The organism is Nocardia sp. CA-135398 (assembly GCF_050955845.1).
Taxonomy (GTDB): Bacteria; Actinomycetota; Actinomycetes; order Mycobacteriales; family Mycobacteriaceae; genus Nocardia.
The window spans coordinates 3,309,592-3,326,758 of sequence record NZ_CP192084.1 but is presented as its reverse complement, the minus strand read 5'-3'; the positions used below and the strand labels follow the sequence as shown (position 1 = coordinate 3,326,758).

Genomic DNA, 17,167 nt, shown 5'->3' with positions numbered 1-17,167 from the left:
CCACCGACACCTGTCACCGCTTCAACACCCAGCGGTCCATGTTCCAGCCGGTGCCCGCCTGGGTGGGCCCGGCTACGCCGTTCTGCAGACCGTTGCCGAACGCGATGGTGCGGGGCGTGACGAACAACGGAATGCTCGGCATCTCCGCCCACAGCAGATTCTCGGCCTCGGTGCGCAGATTCAGCGTTGCGGTCGAGTTGTCGTCGCCCGCAAGCTGATCGGTGATCGAATCGTAGCGGCCGTTACCGAAGCGACCGAAATTGAGCCCGCTACCGGTGCGCAACGCGCTGGTAGCGGCCACACCGGTCTCGGATCCGGCCGGACCCGGGGCCGATCCGGTGCTGCCGAGGACGGCGTCGACTTTGCCCTCGGTGAGCTGGGACGGTGTGAAATCGGCGGATCCGGCATCCACCACATTGATACCGGCCGGTTTGCACGCGTCCGCGATCATCTGCACGGTCTGCGTGCGGCGATCGTCGGGCTTCACATATCCGATCCGAATGGTCGGCTTGGCCGCACCGGCGGCGGCCGCCGCGGTCGCATCACCGCCGTGGTACTTGTCGGCCGCGCCGATCACGTTCGGGTAGTAGAGCGAATCCTGCTGTGTGATACGAGAATTCAGCACACCGGTGCCGAGTCCGGACTTCGGGGCATCCTTGGCCTTGCCGAGTTTGTCGAACAGGTCTTGGCGCGGCACACAAAATGCGAAACCGCGCCGCGCGTCGGCCGAGGCGAAGACTCCCGAAGTACCCAGCACCAACTGCTCGGCACCGCGCCCCGGCACGGTCCGCACCGAAAACCCACCCAGATTGATGTCTTTCACCGATCCGGCGCCGATATCGACTACCCCGACCGCTTTGTCGCCGACCTCGGCCTTCAGATCGGCGGTCTTCGGATACACCACGATCCGCCCGGTCTCGGGCTTATTACCCCACCAGCGCTCGTTGGCGACCAGCACCAGACCGTCCTTGGCGGAGTAGGAATCGATCCGATACGGGCCCGATGACGGGAACCGCGAAAGATCCACCTTGTCCGTGCCGATCGTCCACCCGTTGTTCCAGAAGTCGGCGATCCGCTGCAGCGACGCCTGATCACCGGATTGCACGGCCGTCACCACATTCGGCACGTTCGCCACCCGAGCCGCCACATGCGCGGGCATCAACTCCCCCGCGGTGAACAGATTGCGCCACGGCAGGTAGTGGTGGTCCGCGCGGAACACGACGGTGGCGTCCTTGGATCCGGGCTGACAGTCCACCCGCTCGATATCGGCGTATCCGGCGGTGCTCGCGGCATCGAAGAGCGGAACCTGGCCGCGGTCACCGGGTTTGGTGTAGCGGCCACTGCGCGCGGCCCAGGCGAGCACCAGATCGTCACATGAGGTCGGCACCCCGTCGGAGTACACCCCGTCCGCATTGAGCCGGTACTGCACCGTCTGCGCCTCGCCCGGCACCTCTTTCGCGGTGCCGACATCGGTGTCCGCGACCTGCTGACCGTCCGGGCCGGTGTAGAAGAACCCGGTCAGCACCCGCGCGAACACCGCGGCCGAGCCGCTGCTCGCACCGAGCGCGGTGCCGCCGTTGTAGCTGGCGATCACCGCGTCGACGGCATAGCCGATGGAGGGCACCTGGTTCTGACTGGAGCATCCGGTCACCACCGTGGCGGCCACGGTGCCCGCAGCCACCGCTCCGATCAGACGTACCGCTAGCGACTGCTTCATCTATGCAAACCCCTGCCGTCGGCTGTCAGTGCCTGCGCTTGTTCCGCTTTCCGCTCGGCCGGGCACCCGGACGCGGAGTCTGCCCGGGTTCGCGCACCGGACGCGCACCCAGCTCCCGGCCGGTCGCCGCGACCGCGCGCCGCTCCGCCTCGGCTCCCGCCCGCGCCGATGCCAGTCCGGCCCGCTTGTTGAGCACCTTCTTGGTGTGCGCCGCGACCGGCCCCCACCGCTCCTTGATCGATACCAGCAGAGGAACCGCGAAGAAGATCGACGAATACGCGCCGACGATCATGCCGACCAGCTGCACCAGCGCCAGATCCTTCAGCGTGCCGACACCGAGCAGCCACACCGCGATCACCAACATGCCGACAATCGGCAGGATGCCGATGACCGTGGTGTTGATCGAACGCATAAGGGTCTGGTTGGCCGCGAGATTCGCCTGTTCGGCATAGGTGCGCCGGGTGGTACCGACCACACCGCGGGTGTTCTCTTCGACCTTGTCGAAGACGACGACATTGTCGTAGAGCACGTAACCGAGGATGGTCAACAGACCGATCACCGCCGCGGGCGTCACCTCGAAACCGACCAGTGAGTAGATGCCCGCCGTGACGATCATGTTGAAGAACAGCGAGGCGATCGCCGCGATCGACATATCCCGTTCGAAGCGGATCGCGATATAGACCATGGTGAGCGCGATGAACACGACCAGCGCGATCAACGCCTTCTTGGTGATCTGGCTACCCCAGGTCTCGCTGATCTCGGCGATGCTGATCGCATTGCGAGAAACGTTGCCGTCCTTGTCCTTCGGCTGGAAGGCGTTGAACAGCGCGGTCTGCAGCGCGTCGGTCTGGGTGGCGCTCAGCGTGTCCGAGCGGACCTGGATGGTCTCCGCAGACCCGGATCCCACCTTCTGCACCGTCACCGGCGCGTGGCCGATGGTCTGGGAGTAGATGTCCTCGACCTTCTGCGTGGTGGCCGTCCCCGCCGCCGGCAACTGGATGCGCGACCCGCCCGCGAAGTCGATGCCGAGGGTGAATCCGCGAACTCCGATGCTCAGCAATGAGATCAGCACGAAGGCCACGGTCAGCCCGTAGTAGAAACGCCGCCGACTGACGATCTTGAATCCGCCGGTACCGGTGTAGAGGCGCTCGAAAACGCTGTGCTTGGGCGTCTGGAAATCGTTCACCTCGTCGGCGAACGGCTCCAGAGTCGAGTTCGGCCCACCCGGCACCCGGCCACCGCCCCTCATGGAATCGCTACGCGATGCTGTACTCATCGTGCCGTCTCCTTAACCAGCGCCTCGCCGGCCCTGCGCTCCCTGGCCACTTCCTGAATCGCACCGAGCCCGTTGACCGACGGCTTCGCCCAGAACGACGAGCGCGAGGCCAGCATCATCAGCGGCGCGGTCACCAGGTACAGCACGATCACGTCCAGGACGGTGGTGATTCCGAGGGTGAACGCGAAGCCCTTCACCTGACCGGCGGCCAGGATGTAGAGCACCACCGAGGCGATGAGGCTGACGGTCTTACCGGAGAGGTTGGTGCGCTGGGCCCGCTGCCAACCGCGCGGCACCGCCGAACGGAAGCTGCGACCCTCGCGCATTTCATCCTTGATGCGTTCGAAGAACACCACGAAGGAGTCGGCGGTCAGACCGATACCGATGATCAGACCGGCGATACCGGCAAGGTCCAGCGTGAATCCGATCCACCGGCCGAGCAGCACGATAATGCCGTACACCGCGACACCCGAGGCGATCAACGAGAATCCGGCGAGGAAGCCGAGCATCCGGTAGTAGAGCAGGCAGTACAGCAGCACCACCGCGAGACCGATCGCACCCGCGAGCAGACCCGCGCGCAGCGACGACAGACCAAGTGTCGCCGAAACCGTCTCGGCCTCGGAGGTCTGGAACGACAGCGGCAGCGAACCGTACTTCAAGGTGTTGGCGAGTTCCTTGGCACTGGCCGCGGTGAAGCTACCGGAGATGGTGGTGCGACCGCCCTGCTGCGGACCCGACTGCACGACCGGCGCGCTGACCACCTTCGAGTCGAGAACGAATGCGACCCGCTTGTTGATGTACTCACCGGTCAGCGCGGCCCAGGCATCGCTACCACCGGATTTGAATTCGAGGTTCACCTCGTGGCGCGCCTGCTGCTGGTTGAGCCCGGACGTGGCGTCCTTGATCTCCTGGCCGTCGATGCGGCTCTTGTCCAGCAGCAAGATTTCCTTGCCGTCGGTGGAGCAGGTGACCAGCGGCAGATTCGGATCGTCGTTACCGGCGAGCGGATCGGACTTATTGCAGTCCATCGCGGCCATCGCGGCCTGCTGCACCGTGGCATCAGTGCTCTGCCTGACCGCCTTGGCGTCCGCGATCTCCTTCTTCGCCTGTTCCTGCGGCGTCAGACCACCGGGCGGGGCGGGCGGCGAAGTCGGGGCCTGCGCGGGGAACACGCGCGGCTGCGGGGTCGATTCCGCCGCGGGTGCGGACTCCGTGGTCGGCGTCGACTCGGTCGTCGGCGCGGGCTGGGTCGGCACGGTGCCATCGGGGTTGAGTTGGGTGGTGTCCGGAACCGTGCCCGGCGTCGCCGTCCCCGCGGTACCCGAGGTCTGCGACGATGCCTTGCCGCCGACCGCGGGCACCGCCGAAAGCACCGGACGGATGTAGAGCTTCGCGGTCGTCGCCAGCGCCTTGGCCTGGCCGCCGTCGTCACCCGGAACCGTGATCACCAGATTGTCGCCATCGATGACGACCTCGGAGCCCGAGACACCGAGCCCGTTGACGCGGTTCTCGATGATCGTCTGTGCCCGGCGCAGGCTGTCCTGGCTCGGCTTGCTGCCGTCGGGGGTACGGGCGGTCAAGGTGACGCGGGTACCACCCTGCAGGTCGATGCCCAGTTTGGGGGTCGGGGAATGATCACCGGCGAAGAACACCAGCGCATAGATCACGGCCAGCAGCACGGCGTAGACGCCGAGCAACCGGAGCGGATGCGCCGATCCCTGGGAAGGTGGCACAGTTCGTCATCTCCTAGGCGGAAGTCGAGGGTGGAACAGGCGGGCGCGCACGGCCGGGCACCCGGACGGATGGCCCGCGGCGATCTGCGGCACGCGGGCGGGCCCTTTCGAGCGACCTGCGAGCAACCGCTGCGGGAGCCGGTAAACCGATCAGTCCTTGGTCAGCCGGGTCTCGGTCTGCTCCGCGGACTCCTCGACGGGACCGGCCTCGGCCTCGTCGGTCACGGTCTCATCCGTGGTCTCGTCCTCGGTGCGCACATCGCGGATGGCCTGACGCAACCATGTGGTGATGACGTCCTCGGCGATCTCGAGATCGACCGTGGTTTCGTCGAGATCGACCACGGTTCCATACAGACCCGACGTGGTGGTGACCTGATCGCCGACCTTCAGGCTTTCCTGCATGGACGTGACCTTCTCGGCCTCGCGCTTCTGACGGCGCACACCGAGGAACATGGGCACGAGCAGGGCTACCAGTAGGAGCGGAAACAGAAGTTCCATCGTCGAAGTCAGTCCCTAGTCTGTGGGTGGGAATGGGCTATTACCCCAACAGTCTGCCAGCTCATGTCGTCACCACCACACCGGCACACCCTTGACGTCCCGGAATCCGGATTCCGAGCCGATCCGGGACAGCATGAGCCCCGCGACCGAGCGGCGGTCGCGGGGCTGCGCAACGGGCGTCCTAGGCGGTCTTGCCGTAGGTGTAGTCGTCGAGCGGGAAGCTGACCGCCTCGCGGTGGGCATTGACGGTGCTGGTCGGGCGCAGTAGCGCGGCCTCGCCGTGCTGGTTGAAGTAGTAGCTGCGCGCGGTCGCGCAGTCGCCGCCGTAGAACACCGAGGAACCCAACTTCTCGGTGACGCGGTCCAGGAACCGGGTGTTGGCCTGCTCGGTCACCTCGAAGGTGGTCTCGCCGCGCCGGAACATTTCACCGAGCAACCGGCCCATATGCTTCATCTGGGCTTCGATGGTGGTGAAGTAGGACAGGCCGCTGTAGGAGTACGGGCTGTTGAGGCTGAGGAAGTTCGGGAACTTCGGCACGGTGATGCCCTCGTAGGCCTGGAAACGGTTGTCGCGCCAGAACTTTCCGAGGTTGACGCCGTCGCGGCCGATGATCTCGATGGCCGGGAAGTTCACATCCCACAGGTTGAAGCCGGTGGCCAGGATCAGCGTATCGATCTCGGTCTTGTGCCCGTCGACGGTGACGATGCCGTCGGCCTCGATGTGATCGATCGAGTTGGTCTCCAGCCGGACATTGGGCTGGTTGAACGTCTTGAAGTACTGGTTGGAGAAGGTGGGTCGCTTGCAGCCGAAGTCGTAGTGCGGGGTGAGCTGCTTGCGAATCTCCTTATCGCGCACCTGGGCCCGCAGATGCGCCTTGGCGAGTACACCGGCGGCCATATTCAGCGGCTTGGCCTGCTTGAAGTGCAGCACGCCGACCACCATGAGCGCCTCGAGCAGGCTGGTGTTGACCAGCCGTGCGGCCTTCTGGGTGACGGGCAGCCGGGCGAACAGCTGCTGCACGGGCGCGGGAATCGCGGTGTCGATTTTCGGCACCACCCAGATCGGCGTTCGCTGGAATACGGTGAGTTCCTCGGTCTTCTTCGCGGCCTCGGGTATCAGCTGCACGGCGGTGGCGCCGGTGCCGATGATGGCGGCCTTGCGACCGGTCAGGTCGAAATCGTCCTCCCACGCGGTGGTGTGGATGATCTTGCCCGCGAACGAATCGATGCCGGGAAACGGTGGTGTGTAGGGCTGGGACAGGAAGCCGGTGGCGGTGAGAAGGTAACGGCCGGTGAGGGTTTCACCACCGGCGATGGAGACGACCCAGTGCTGGTGCTCCTCGTCCCAGCGGGCGCCGTCCACCACGGTGCCGAAGCGCATCCGGCGGCGCAGGCCGTACTTGTCGGCAACGTGGGCGGCGTACTTCTTGAGTTCCTTGCCCGGTGCGAACAGGCGCGTCCAATACGGGTTGGGCTCGAAGGAATACGAGTAGGTCACCGAGGCGATATCGACCGCGAGACCCGGATAGTGATTGACATGCCAGGTGCCGCCGAGGTCGTCCTCGCGCTCCAGAATGACGAAATTGCTCAGACCCAGCCGGTCGAGCTCGATGCCCGCTCCGATGCCGCCGAATCCCGCACCGACCACGACCGCGTCGTATTGAGGCGCCACGTCGAACCTCCTGCTTCAACATTCCATCAGGAATGTAGGAACCATCCCTCACGGAATGACACATCATTCCGTTTGTGAACACCGTATCATCGGACAGGTGACGAAGCCATCCACGCGTGCGCCCCGCCCAGCGGCCGGAAATGCCATCCAGCGACGCAAGGCCGAACTCCGTCAGGAGATCATCGATACCGCCTTCGTCTGCTTCGCCGAGAAGGGGTATCACGCCACCGGCATCGCCGATATCGCCAACGAATTGGGCATCGGCCACGGCACGTTCTACCGATACTTCAGCAATAAGCGCGAGATCATCGACGTGGTCATCGACGATCTGGCCACCCACATCATCGAGGCGCTCGGCACCGACAACGCACCCGACGCCGCCACCTCCCTTGACGAATATCGCGCCCAGATCGATCGCATCGGCGCCGCGCTGACCCGGATCCTCGTGGCCGACCGACGGGTCGCCCAACTGCTGCTGTTCCACGCCACCGGCATCGATGACGAACTCACCGCACGGCTCTACGGTCTGCTCGATATGGCCGACGCGCTCACCGCGGGCTACCTGTCGCATGGCGTCGAACTCGGTTATCTGCGTGCGGATCTCGATACCAAGTACACCGCCAAGGCGGTGACCGGCATGCTGCTCGCGGGCATCGTGCACGGGCTGCGCAATCCGGACGAGGCCGGGGTGCAGGAATTGAACGAGGCGATCCGGCGACTCTTGATCGACGGTGTCCGCAAGGACTGAAATCCGGCGAATCTCCAGCGGCTACGTGAGCCGATTCCGGCTAGGGTGGGACCCGGATCGACGGCCAACGGGGGCAACACGTGTTCGGCAGAGACCGCCTAGTTCGAAAAAACCGCATTCGACGCGGGCAGGGCAGCGACCCTGGAACAATGTCGCGGGTGACCCCCGACGACGTGAGCCGAATCCACTTCGCCATGCCACCCATGGGGCACCGCGGCTACCACGCCGATGAGGTCGACGCATTCCTGGAACTGGTCTCGGCGACATTGGCCGGTCACGGGGCGCTGACCGCCGACGATATCCGGCACGTCGCCTTCGACGCCCCGCGCTTCGGCGGCCGCGGCTATCAGGCCGATCAGGTCGACGAATTCCTGGACCGGGTCCGCGTGGAACTGGAATTCCGGCAGCGCGGCTCCCGCCCGGTCCCCGCCGGTGGCAATGGCTCCGGCCCCTCCGCGCTGCTCACCCCCGACGATGTGCACCGCACGCGGTTCACCCAGTCCGCGGTCGGCCGTCGCGGCTACGACACCGAAGAAGTGGACGCTTTCATGGACCTCGTCGCCGCCACCCTCGCGCACGGCGGCCCCGGCAGCCTGACCATTCCCGACGTCCGCGCCGTCCGCTTCACCGAGGCCCGCCTCGGCACCCGCGGCTACGTCCGCGACGAGGTCGACGCCTTCTTGGACCTCGTCGTCACCGCCCTCGAAAACAACCACCGCTGAACCGCGCTCGCCCCACAACGCGCATCAAGTTCAGGTGGAATCCACCCGAGAAGCCACCGCTACCAGTCCACCTGATCTTGATCCGGCGGCGCGGGTCAGTCGAAGAGGTCGAGGGTGGGGTGGGGTTCGCGGCCGCGGACTTCGATGGAGCCGAAGACGAGATCGGGCGGTGGAACGAGGCCGAGGTGTTCCCAGGCGGCGGCGGTCGCGACGCGGCCGCGCGGCGTGCGGGCCACCATGCCCGCCCGGACGAGGAACGGCTCGCACACCTCTTCGACGGTCGCGGCCTCCTCCCCCACGGCGACCGCGAGGGTCGAAACACCAACGGGCCCACCGCCGAAGCTGCGGACCAGCGCGCCGAGGACCGCACGGTCGAGGCGGTCCAGGCCGAGAGCATCCACGTCGTAGACCTCGAGTGCGGCCTGGGCGATGGGACGGGTGATCACGCCGTCGGCGCGGACCTCGGCATAGTCGCGGACGCGGCGCAGCAGGCGGTTGGCGATGCGGGGAGTGCCGCGGGAGCGACCAGCGATCTCGGCGGCGGCATCTCGATCTATGGCGACACCGAGGATATGGGCCGAGCGCAGCAGGATACGCAAGAGTTCTTCGGGATCATAGAAATCCATATGGCCGGTGAAGCCGAAGCGATCGCGCAGCGGACCGGTGAGCGCACCGGATCGGGTGGTCGCGCCGACCAGGGTGAACGGCGCGATATCCAGCGGAATCGATGTCGCCCCAGGGCCTTTCCCGACGACCACGTCGACGCGGAAATCCTCCATGGCGAGGTAGAGCATTTCCTCGGCGGGCCGGGCGATCCGATGGATCTCATCGATGAACAGCACATCGCCCTCGACCAGATTGCTCAGCATCGCGGCGAGATCGCCCGCGCGTTCCAGCGCCGGACCGGACGTAATGCGCAGTGCCGTACCGAGTTCGGCGGCGATGATCATCGCCATACTGGTCTTGCCGAGACCCGGCGGACCGGACAGCAGCACGTGGTCCGGAGTGCCGCCGCGCTGCTTGGCACCGCGCAGCACCAGCGCGAGCTGTTCGCGCACGCGCGGCTGGCCGATGAAATCGTCCAGGGACTTCGGGCGCAGACTGGCCTCGATATCACCGTCGGACTTGAGATAGCTTGCGCTGACCTGGGATTCGGCGTCCGGGTCGGAGTCGTGATCCATGACGTGTTACCGATTCTTCCCCAGCGAGCCCAGCGCGGCCCGCAGCGCCTTCGACGTATCGGCCGCGGGATTCTCGGCGAGGACCGCGTCGACCGCGGGTTCGGCCTGTTTGATCGGAAATCCGAGTCCGACCAGCGCCTCGACGACCTGCTCGCGCACCGGCGTGAGCACCGGCGCCGGTGTGCTGCCGGGCGGACCGGCCTGTACCGGAACGAGATTCACCTTGTCCCGCAACTCGACAACCATGCGCTCGGCCCCGCGTTTACCGATGCCGGGCACCCGGGTCAGCGCCGCGACATTGCTCTCCGCCAGCGCCTTGCGCAACGCCTCGGGCTCGAGCACCGCGAGCACCGCCATCGCCAGCCGGGGACCGACTCCGGATACGGTCTGCAAAAGGCCGAACAGGTCACGGGATTCGGTATCGGCGAATCCGAACAGCGTCATCGAATCCTCGCGCACGATCATCGCCGTGAACAGCCGGGATTCCTCGCCGCGGGTCAGCGTGGACAGCGTCGCCGGGGTGACATTGAGCCGGTAGCCGACGCCCGCCGCCTCGATCACCACATGATCGAGCGCGATCTCGAGCACCTCACCGCGTACCGACGCGATCACCCGCGCACCACCTTCCGTTGTTCGGCAAGCCGCTGTGTATACCGCCGCTGCGCCTCGGCGGCGCGCGCCTCGGCCTCGGCCATCCGCGCCATCAGCGGCGCCCGCCAACAATGACAGATCGCCAGGGCCAGCGCATCGGCCGCATCCGCCGGTTTCGGCGCGACCTGGAGGCCGAGGATACGCGTCACCATCGCGGTCACCTGAGCCTTGTCCGCGGTGCCGTTGCCGGTGACCGCGGCCTTCACCTCACTCGGGGTGTGAAAGGCCACCGGTATCCCCCGGCGCGCGGCCGCAAGCGCGATCACACCGCCCGCCTGCGCGGTGCCCATCGCGGTGCGCACATTGTGCTGCGCGAACACCCGCTCGATCGCGACCGCGTCGGGTTCATGCGTATCCATCCAGTGTTCGGCCACGTCGGCAACGCCCATCAGCCGGTGTGCCAGGTCCATATCCGCGGGTGTGCGCACCACGTCGACGTCGAGCGCCGTCACCTTTCGCCCCAGCCCGCCCTCGACGATGCTGAGGCCGCACCGGGTGAGTCCCGGGTCGACGCCCATCACCCGCACACGATCCCCTCTCGAAGGCACGAACAACTGTTCGAGAGTCTAGTGGACGGGGTAGCTACCGTTCACCAACGACACGGTGGCCGTCCGGGATTCGGCTAGGTGAACGAGTGGTAGCAGCTCACATACGCGTAGGTGCCGGAGTCCGAATCCTCGACGACGACCTTGCCGTCCTGCAGGATTCGGCAGCTCACCGTGCCGCCGCTGGATCCGCTGACAGTCGCCGACACCCGGCCGGTGCGGACGTATCCGGTCACGGTCACGGCCTTCGTCCACGGCAACGGTGCGTCGTTGGCATTGGCGGTATCGAAATCGCCACTGTTGTAGGAGATATCGGCGGTGCCGGAGCCGGTGACCTCGTAGGTGATCGAGGTTTCCTTCTTCGATTCCTTGTCGATCCGGTAGGCGATGGATCCGAAGACCGCGACACAGCCACCGACAGTGAGCACGATCGCCAGGAACACGCCGCCGAGGACCCACGGCCACACCGGCTTGCCCTTGGGCGGCTGCGGCGGATAACCCGGGTAGCCCGGATACCCCTGCCCCGGATAACCCGGGTACTGCGGCGGTGGTTGATAAGTCATGTGCACCCTCCCGAATCCTTGCACGACCGGCTATTGGACCTTACCGGACATGACTGTTCGGAGCCCGGTTCACCTGTGCGGTTATCGACCCGCGCTCGACCGGCGTTTCAGCGTCGCCCAGGTTGATCGGAGCGAATTCACAGGTTCTCTCGAGGAACGGTCTCGACAATGCCGTAGGTGCCCGTAGTCCGTGCCCCGCTCGCCGCACCCGCGACCCCCGTGACACCGCCGCCACCACCGCGGCTGCCTTCGGCGAATCTGAATCCGAACTATCAGAACGGCTTTCACCACGGCATATCGCTACTGCACGGCTGGCTGCCGGTGACCGTCGAATTGGTCGCGGTGGCCGCATTGGTCCTGGCGATCGGCTGGCGAACCCGGCGCTGGCGGCTGGTGCTGCTGCCGGTCTGCGTACTGCTCGGTGCGGCGGGTGCGGTCGCCGCATGGGCCTATGTGAACGATCAGGGGCTGGCTTCGGATCCGGCGCCGGTCGAGCTGTGGGCCTGTGTCGGCGTCGCGGTCGCGGCGATCGCGGTCGCCGCGCTCGGCTGGCGCAGTGCCAGGTGGTGGCGGCGCGGCATCTCTGTCCTCGCCGTTCCGCTGGCGCTGTTGAGCACCGGCGTCGTGCTCAATCAGTGGGTCGGCTACTACCCCACTGTGCAGTCCGCGTGGAGTGCGCTCACCGCGGGTCCGCTGCCGAATCAGACCGATATAGATGCGCTGTCCGGACTGCGCAATACCGATGTCGGCACCGGCAAGCTCGTGCCGGTGCGAATTCCGGACGCGGGCAGCGGTTTTCCGCATCGAACCGAATACGTGTACCTGCCACCGGCCTGGTTCGCCGGTCCGACGCCGCCGACGCTGCCGGTCGTCATGATGATCGGCGGCGAATTCAATACCCCTGCCGACTGGATCCGCAGCGGCCAGATCATGCCCGAGGTGGACAAGTTCGCCGCCACCAATGGCGGCCGCGCGCCGATCCTCGTCTTCGTCGATTCCAGCGGCAGTTTCAACAATGACACCGAATGCGTGAACGGTCCGCGCGGCGATGCCGCCGACCATCTGACCCGAGATGTGCCCAGCTATCTCGAATCTCGGTTCGGCGCCTCGGCGGATCCGGCGAACTGGGCGGTGGTCGGCTGGTCCATGGGCGGCACCTGCGCGGTCGATCTGGCGGTCATGCACCCCGAATTGGTGCGCACCTTCGTCGATATCGCGGGCGATCTCGGCCCGGCCTCGGGCAATAAGGAACAAACGATCCGAAGGCTTTTCGGCGGCGACGCCGACCGCTGGGCCGCCTTCGATCCGATCACCGTCATGGCGAAACACGGCCCCTACACCGACATGGCCGGCTTGTTCGACGATCTCACTCCACCCAAATCCGGTCCGGGATCCCATGGTGCACGCCAACAATCCGCAGCAGCCGACGACGACACGGTGGGCATGGGTGGTCATGACGGGGTCTTCGACACCGGTGAGGTCGGCGCCGCCGAAAAGCTCTGCGACGCAGGCCACGAAGTCGGCATCGATTGCACCATTCACACCACCCAGGGCGGCCACACCTGGCAATTCGCCTCGGCCGCGTTCACCTCGTCGTTCCGCTGGATCGTCGCCCGCGTCGGTCTCCCGGTGCCCGATGCGGCCTGATCGGACTACGACGACCGCAAACCGATTGCGGGATCGATGAATTGGTTGGTGACCAACTCTGCCGCGGTGATGTGGTCTGGAACCTGCTGCCCACGCCCGCGCAGCGTTTCGGTCACGGCGGTAATGACACGATCGACCCGCGCGGTATCGAAATTGCCCAGGGTGTCATCGGTGCCGTTGCCGACTATCTTTTCGGCGACCTGCACCTTGACCGAATCGGCATTGCCCGCGGCGGTGATCGGCGGACCGTCGGGAATCGTCTGCGCGATGCGCAGCAGCGCCTGATTCGTCGACTCGGGATTGGTGACGTAATCGGCCTCGGCCTGCTGCAGTTTCGGAACCAGCTTGGTCAGGCACGGACTCAGTTCGGCGAGTTTATCGCTGCGAACCGACCATTGATGTGGGTAGATCTCGTAGCCTGCCTTGTGCACGAGCAGGTAATTCGTCGGCTTCAGCCAGCCCTTGACGTCATGTTCCCAGCGGTAGGGCTCATTGGAGACATACCCCTGCTGCATCACTTTGCCGCGCTCGGCGACGAACCGGCTCGGCGTGCCGTCGAAGGACGCATCCGCCTGCTCCGGCCGCACGTAGCCCTTGGCGATCAGATAATCCATATAGATCTTGCCCTCGCTGTACACCACGGGTGCGCCGGTCGAGGCCACCTCGTTCCAGGACTGGATGTGGTACGTCGCGGGATCCCACATGACGATCTGCGGATTGATATCGAGGGAGGCGAAAACGCCTGTGACATTGAACTTTCCGCGAGCGCGCAAGGCCTCGTCGGTGGGAATCATGCCGAGGGTGATGCTGGGGTCCTGATACATCTGGGCCGGGACCGGCTGGCCGCCGAGGAATGGACCACCAAGGCGCACTTCGACATTGATGCCGGTATCGCCGAGTGGGCCGGAATACGCGCCCTTCTTCACATCGACGGTGCCATCGGGACCGACCAATTGGAAGGCGGCGGCGCGTTCGGGTGTTGCGTACCAATCCGTTTGGATCACCACGGTCGAGGGACAGACGTCGGCGAGTTCACCCTTGCCGGTGGGCGCCGGCGTCGAGGTGGCAGCGTTACAGGCGGTGAGCAGGGCGGTGCCGGACAGCGCGGCAACAGCGAGCAAGCGTTTCTGCACGGGATTTCCTTGGGATCGAACGGATTTGGAGCAGGAGAGAGACTGGTCGGCGTTATCTGCCGCGGGACAGTCCGTGTGCGCGATCGACCCGTCCGGCGAGGAAGTCGAAGGACCAGAACAGGATCAGACCGACCAGCGAGGACAACAGCAGGGCGGTGAGCAGTTCCTCGGTGGCCAGGCGCTGGCGGTAGACATCGATCATGCGGCCGATGCCCGGCTGGCCCTGACGAAAGAAGAAGTCGGCCACGATCGAGCCGATCACGGCCATCCCGCCGGAGATCTTGAAGCCGGAGATCATGGCAGGAAGTGCCGCGGGTAGCTGCAGTTTCAGCAAGCGCTGCCAACGGTTGGCACCATGCAGTGTGAACAGATCGTGTTCGGCCGCGGCCACCGATTTGAGCCCGAACAGGGTATTGGTGATGATCGGGAACAACGCGACCATCACGCACACGATGACCCGGCTGCCGAATTCGTAGCCGAACCAGAAGCCGAACAGGGGCACCACCGCGAGGATCGGAATCGTCTGCAGGATCACCGCATACGGATACAGCGAGTATTCGGCCCACCGCGCCTGGCACATCAACACCGCGAAGCCGACGCCAAGCACGCTGGCGATGCCGAGCCCGACCAAGGCGATCTGCACCGTCGACCACAGTGCGGTCAGAATCTCGGTGCGCACCACCGAATCCGACAGTCCGTGCGAAATGACGGCCTCGGGCGCGGGTAGCAGGAAGCGCGATTCCTCGGCGAGCAGAAAATGACTCACGACCGACCACAGCGCGATGACCAGGACGAATACGATAATCGGCGCGATGATTCGGATCGGCGCGATGGGCATGCGCCAGCGCCGTTTCCGGGTCGTGGTGTCGATCTCGTTCGCGGTCGACCCCACCGTGGTGGCGATCATGCGGCGACCACTGTTGCGGCGCCGCGCAGCGCGACGGAAACCTCGGCCGCGATATCGGCGAACTCGGCCGTATACCGCAACTCGGGCGCGCGCGGAAAGCCGAGCGGCACCGGGATATCCGCGCACACCCGGCCCGGCTGCCCGGTCAGCACGATGATCCGGGTGGACATAAAGACCGCCTCGGCCACCGAATGGGTGACGAAAACTCCGGCGAATCCGTCCCGCCGGAACAAGCTGCCGACCTCCTCGTTGAGGCGCTGACGGGTGATTTCGTCGAGGGCGCCGAAGGGTTCGTCGAAGAGGAACAACTCGGGTCGCACGGTGAGGGCGCGGGCGATCGAGGCGCGCATCCGCATGCCGCCGGACAATTGTGCTGGCTTGTGCTTCTCGAATCCGGCGAGGCCGACCCGTTCGATGGCGTCGCGGGCGGCCGCGCGCCGGGTGGACTTGTCGACTCCGGCGAGTTCGGCGGGCAGTTCGACATTGCGCAGCACACTGCGCCACGGCAGCAGTGTCGATTCCTGGAACACATAGCCGAGCTGATCCGTCGCGACATCCACCGTGCCGGTGGTAGCCCGCTCGAAGCCTGCGGCCAGTCGCAGCAATGTGGACTTACCGCAGCCGGATGGGCCGACCAGGGAGACGAATTCCCCAGCGCGGACCGCGATATCGATATCGGCGAGGGCCTCGGTGCCGTTCTCGAAGGTCAGGGTGACGCCGCGAAAGGCAAGGGCCGGTACCGGATCCGCAACACTGCGGTCGGCAGCGGTCGTATACACGGACGTGCCCTGCCTGGTCGGCGCTGGAGAAGCCGTTGTGCTCATGAACAAGTTCTATCGGCGAGTGATTGCCGAATGCGGTCGGCACGATTACACCCCTGTTTCGTATACAATTTATTTGTCCGTGACGAGCACACCATCGCGGACGACGATCCGGCCACGCTTGAGCACCAACTTGCGCGGCGGGAGGACGACCACCGCGGCCGCCGGCGTCGGCGCTTCGACGACGAGCAGGTCGGCCGGTGCGCCGACCGTGAGCCCGTAGTCATCGAGTCCGAGAACCCGTGCACCACCGTAGGTTCCGGCGAGCAGCGCCAATTCGATCTCGGGATCGGCGACCAACCGGTCCCGATAGGCGACATTGTTGATCCGGCGCAGCATGTCGCCGTCACCATACGGAGTCCACAGATCCCGGATGCCGTCATTGCCGAGGGCCAGGGTCGCACCCACGTCGTGCATGATCCGCACCGGCACGACCGGCGCCTCCCCGACCGCGCAGGTCACCATGGAAACCCCTGCCTCGGACAGGTTTTCGGCGACCCGCCGCTGCTCATCCGGCGCGAGCGAACCCATGGCGTAGGCATGGCTGATGGTGACGCGCCCGGCCAGACCGGTAGCCCTGGTGCGCTCGACGATGAGGTCGAATTCCCAAGCGCCGAGGGTTCCGCCGTCGTGCAGATGGATGTCGATCTTCGCGCCGTAGCGCTCCGCCAGCCCGAAGATGACATTCAGCTGGCCCACCGGATCCCGGTCGTAGCCGGCGGGGTCGAGTCCACCGACGACCTCGACCCCCTCGGCGAGCGCCGCCGCCATCAGTTCGGCGGTCCCTGGCCTGCTCAGCAGCCCGCCCTGCGGGAAGGCGACAAGTTCGACATCCACCCGGTCCGAGTGCTCCGCCGCGGCGGCCCGGACTGCCGCCACCCCGCCCAACCCCACTTCGGGATCGATGTCGATATGACTGCGCACGGCCGTGGTGCCACCGCTGACCATCGCGCCGAGCAGGTTCGCGGCGTATTCCGCACTGGGCAAGCCGAGTTCGACCCGACGCCCCGCACCGTTCGCGATGCGTCCCGACAAAGTCCGACCGCCGGTATTGGGTATCCACGGGCCGCCGAACATCGTCTTGTCCAGATGACAGTGGGTGTCGACCAAACCGGGAAGTACCAGCGCGCCGGCCAGATCGATGATCTCGTCTGCCGTCGATTCCAGATCGGGGCCGATCCGCTCGATCCGTCCGTCGGCGATGCGGATATCGGCGACGTCGGTGGGCAGTCCTGGAATCCAGGGGCGTCCGCCGCGCAGCAGCAATGTGTTCATGGAATGTCCTCTCGAGATGGGGTGCGCAGAGTCAGGTGGCGGGTCACGTCGGGCCGTCGAGCCGCCACCGCACCACCG

The 17,167-nt window shown here is 65.9% G+C and carries 16 protein-coding genes; 3 read left to right on the top strand and 13 right to left on the bottom strand.

Going from position 1 to position 17,167, the window contains the following annotated elements:
- Positions 1-13 precede the first annotated feature (13 nt).
- The 5 genes from ACQP1T_RS14705 to ACQP1T_RS14685 all read right to left on the bottom strand — a co-directional run bounded on the left by ACQP1T_RS14705 (position 14) and on the right by ACQP1T_RS14685 (position 6,896).
- Positions 14-1,717, bottom strand: a complete 1,704-nt coding sequence (locus ACQP1T_RS14705; protein WP_433760743.1) for an ABC transporter substrate-binding protein — start codon at positions 1,715-1,717, stop codon at positions 14-16.
- Positions 1,718-1,742: 25 nt separating this feature from the next.
- A complete protein-coding gene (gene secF / locus ACQP1T_RS14700; protein WP_433760742.1) occupies positions 1,743-2,993 on the bottom strand; it encodes a protein translocase subunit SecF in 1,251 nt (416 codons plus the stop codon).
- Positions 2,990-4,726, bottom strand: a complete 1,737-nt coding sequence (gene secD, locus ACQP1T_RS14695) for a protein translocase subunit SecD (protein ID WP_433760741.1) — start codon at positions 4,724-4,726, stop codon at positions 2,990-2,992. The genes secF and secD overlap by 4 nt, the downstream gene beginning before the upstream one ends.
- 150 nt (positions 4,727-4,876) lie before the next feature.
- Positions 4,877-5,224 (bottom strand): preprotein translocase subunit YajC, encoded by a 348-nt coding sequence (gene yajC / locus ACQP1T_RS14690; protein ID WP_433760739.1) that lies wholly within the window; start codon positions 5,222-5,224, stop codon positions 4,877-4,879.
- 181 nt (positions 5,225-5,405) lie between these two features.
- A complete protein-coding gene (locus tag ACQP1T_RS14685; RefSeq protein ID WP_433760738.1) occupies positions 5,406-6,896 on the bottom strand; it encodes a flavin-containing monooxygenase in 1,491 nt (496 codons plus the stop codon).
- 97 nt (positions 6,897-6,993) lie between these two features.
- Between ACQP1T_RS14685 and ACQP1T_RS14680 the strand changes: the two genes are divergently transcribed.
- Positions 6,994-7,644, top strand: a complete 651-nt coding sequence (locus ACQP1T_RS14680; RefSeq protein ID WP_433760737.1) for a TetR/AcrR family transcriptional regulator — start codon at positions 6,994-6,996, stop codon at positions 7,642-7,644.
- Between the two features lie 149 nt (positions 7,645-7,793).
- Positions 7,794-8,366: a DivIVA domain-containing protein gene (locus ACQP1T_RS14675; protein ID WP_433760735.1), complete on the top strand. Its 573-nt coding sequence runs from the start codon at positions 7,794-7,796 to the stop codon at positions 8,364-8,366.
- Positions 8,367-8,461: 95 nt separating this feature from the next.
- Here the strand turns inward: ACQP1T_RS14675 and ruvB are convergent, their stop codons facing one another.
- The 4 genes from ruvB to ACQP1T_RS14655 all read right to left on the bottom strand — a co-directional run bounded on the left by ruvB (position 8,462) and on the right by ACQP1T_RS14655 (position 11,306).
- Positions 8,462-9,547 carry a Holliday junction branch migration DNA helicase RuvB gene (gene ruvB / locus ACQP1T_RS14670; RefSeq protein ID WP_433760733.1) on the bottom strand — a complete coding sequence of 362 codons (1,086 nt, stop codon included), beginning with the start codon at positions 9,545-9,547 and terminating at the stop codon, positions 8,462-8,464.
- Positions 9,548-9,553: 6 nt separating this feature from the next.
- On the bottom strand, positions 9,554-10,159 hold the full coding sequence (ruvA, locus tag ACQP1T_RS14665) for a Holliday junction branch migration protein RuvA (RefSeq protein WP_433760731.1): 606 nt from the start codon (positions 10,157-10,159) through the stop codon (positions 9,554-9,556).
- Positions 10,156-10,725 carry a crossover junction endodeoxyribonuclease RuvC gene (gene ruvC / locus ACQP1T_RS14660; RefSeq protein WP_062988884.1) on the bottom strand — a complete coding sequence of 190 codons (570 nt, stop codon included), beginning with the start codon at positions 10,723-10,725 and terminating at the stop codon, positions 10,156-10,158. Before ruvC ends, ruvA begins: the two co-directional genes overlap by 4 nt.
- A 95-nt stretch (positions 10,726-10,820) precedes the next feature.
- Positions 10,821-11,306 (bottom strand): MmpS family transport accessory protein, encoded by a 486-nt coding sequence (locus ACQP1T_RS14655; protein WP_433760730.1) that lies wholly within the window; start codon positions 11,304-11,306, stop codon positions 10,821-10,823.
- Between the two features lie 177 nt (positions 11,307-11,483).
- On the opposite strand from ACQP1T_RS14655, the gene ACQP1T_RS14650 reads away from it, so the two are divergent.
- The gene (locus ACQP1T_RS14650; RefSeq protein ID WP_433760729.1) at positions 11,484-12,953 is read left to right on the top strand and encodes an alpha/beta hydrolase; all 1,470 of its coding nucleotides are present in this window, start codon (positions 11,484-11,486) and stop codon (positions 12,951-12,953) included.
- Positions 12,954-12,958: 5 nt separating this feature from the next.
- On the opposite strand, the gene ACQP1T_RS14645 is transcribed toward ACQP1T_RS14650, so the two are convergent.
- The 4 genes from ACQP1T_RS14645 to ACQP1T_RS14630 form a co-directional block, all read right to left on the bottom strand.
- The gene (locus ACQP1T_RS14645) at positions 12,959-14,086 is read right to left on the bottom strand and encodes an ABC transporter substrate-binding protein (protein WP_433760727.1); all 1,128 of its coding nucleotides are present in this window, start codon (positions 14,084-14,086) and stop codon (positions 12,959-12,961) included.
- Positions 14,087-14,138: 52 nt separating this feature from the next.
- Entirely contained in the window at positions 14,139-14,993 is an 855-nt protein-coding gene (locus ACQP1T_RS14640; protein WP_433760726.1) for an ABC transporter permease, read from the bottom strand.
- Positions 14,990-15,817 (bottom strand): ABC transporter ATP-binding protein, encoded by an 828-nt coding sequence (locus ACQP1T_RS14635; protein ID WP_433760725.1) that lies wholly within the window; start codon positions 15,815-15,817, stop codon positions 14,990-14,992. Before ACQP1T_RS14635 ends, ACQP1T_RS14640 begins: the two co-directional genes overlap by 4 nt.
- A 69-nt stretch (positions 15,818-15,886) precedes the next feature.
- Positions 15,887-17,089 (bottom strand): amidohydrolase, encoded by a 1,203-nt coding sequence (locus ACQP1T_RS14630; RefSeq protein ID WP_433760723.1) that lies wholly within the window; start codon positions 17,087-17,089, stop codon positions 15,887-15,889.
- Positions 17,090-17,167 lie beyond the last annotated feature (78 nt).

Coding starts and splice junctions, on each gene's coding strand:
- yajC (WP_433760739.1), bottom strand. CDS start 5,224: ATGGAACTTCTGTTTCCGCTCCTACTGGTAGCCCTGCTCGTGCCCATG.
- ACQP1T_RS14630 (WP_433760723.1), bottom strand. CDS start 17,089: ATGAACACATTGCTGCTGCGCGGCGGACGCCCCTGGATTCCAGGACTG.
- ruvB (WP_433760733.1), bottom strand. CDS start 9,547: ATGGATCACGACTCCGACCCGGACGCCGAATCCCAGGTCAGCGCAAGC.
- ACQP1T_RS14640 (WP_433760726.1), bottom strand. CDS start 14,993: ATGATCGCCACCACGGTGGGGTCGACCGCGAACGAGATCGACACCACG.
- ACQP1T_RS14655 (WP_433760730.1), bottom strand. CDS start 11,306: ATGACTTATCAACCACCGCCGCAGTACCCGGGTTATCCGGGGCAGGGG.
- ACQP1T_RS14705 (WP_433760743.1), bottom strand. CDS start 1,717: ATGAAGCAGTCGCTAGCGGTACGTCTGATCGGAGCGGTGGCTGCGGGC.
- secF (WP_433760742.1), bottom strand. CDS start 2,993: ATGAGTACAGCATCGCGTAGCGATTCCATGAGGGGCGGTGGCCGGGTG.
- ACQP1T_RS14635 (WP_433760725.1), bottom strand. CDS start 15,817: ATGAGCACAACGGCTTCTCCAGCGCCGACCAGGCAGGGCACGTCCGTG.
- ACQP1T_RS14675 (WP_433760735.1), top strand. CDS start 7,794: ATGTCGCGGGTGACCCCCGACGACGTGAGCCGAATCCACTTCGCCATG.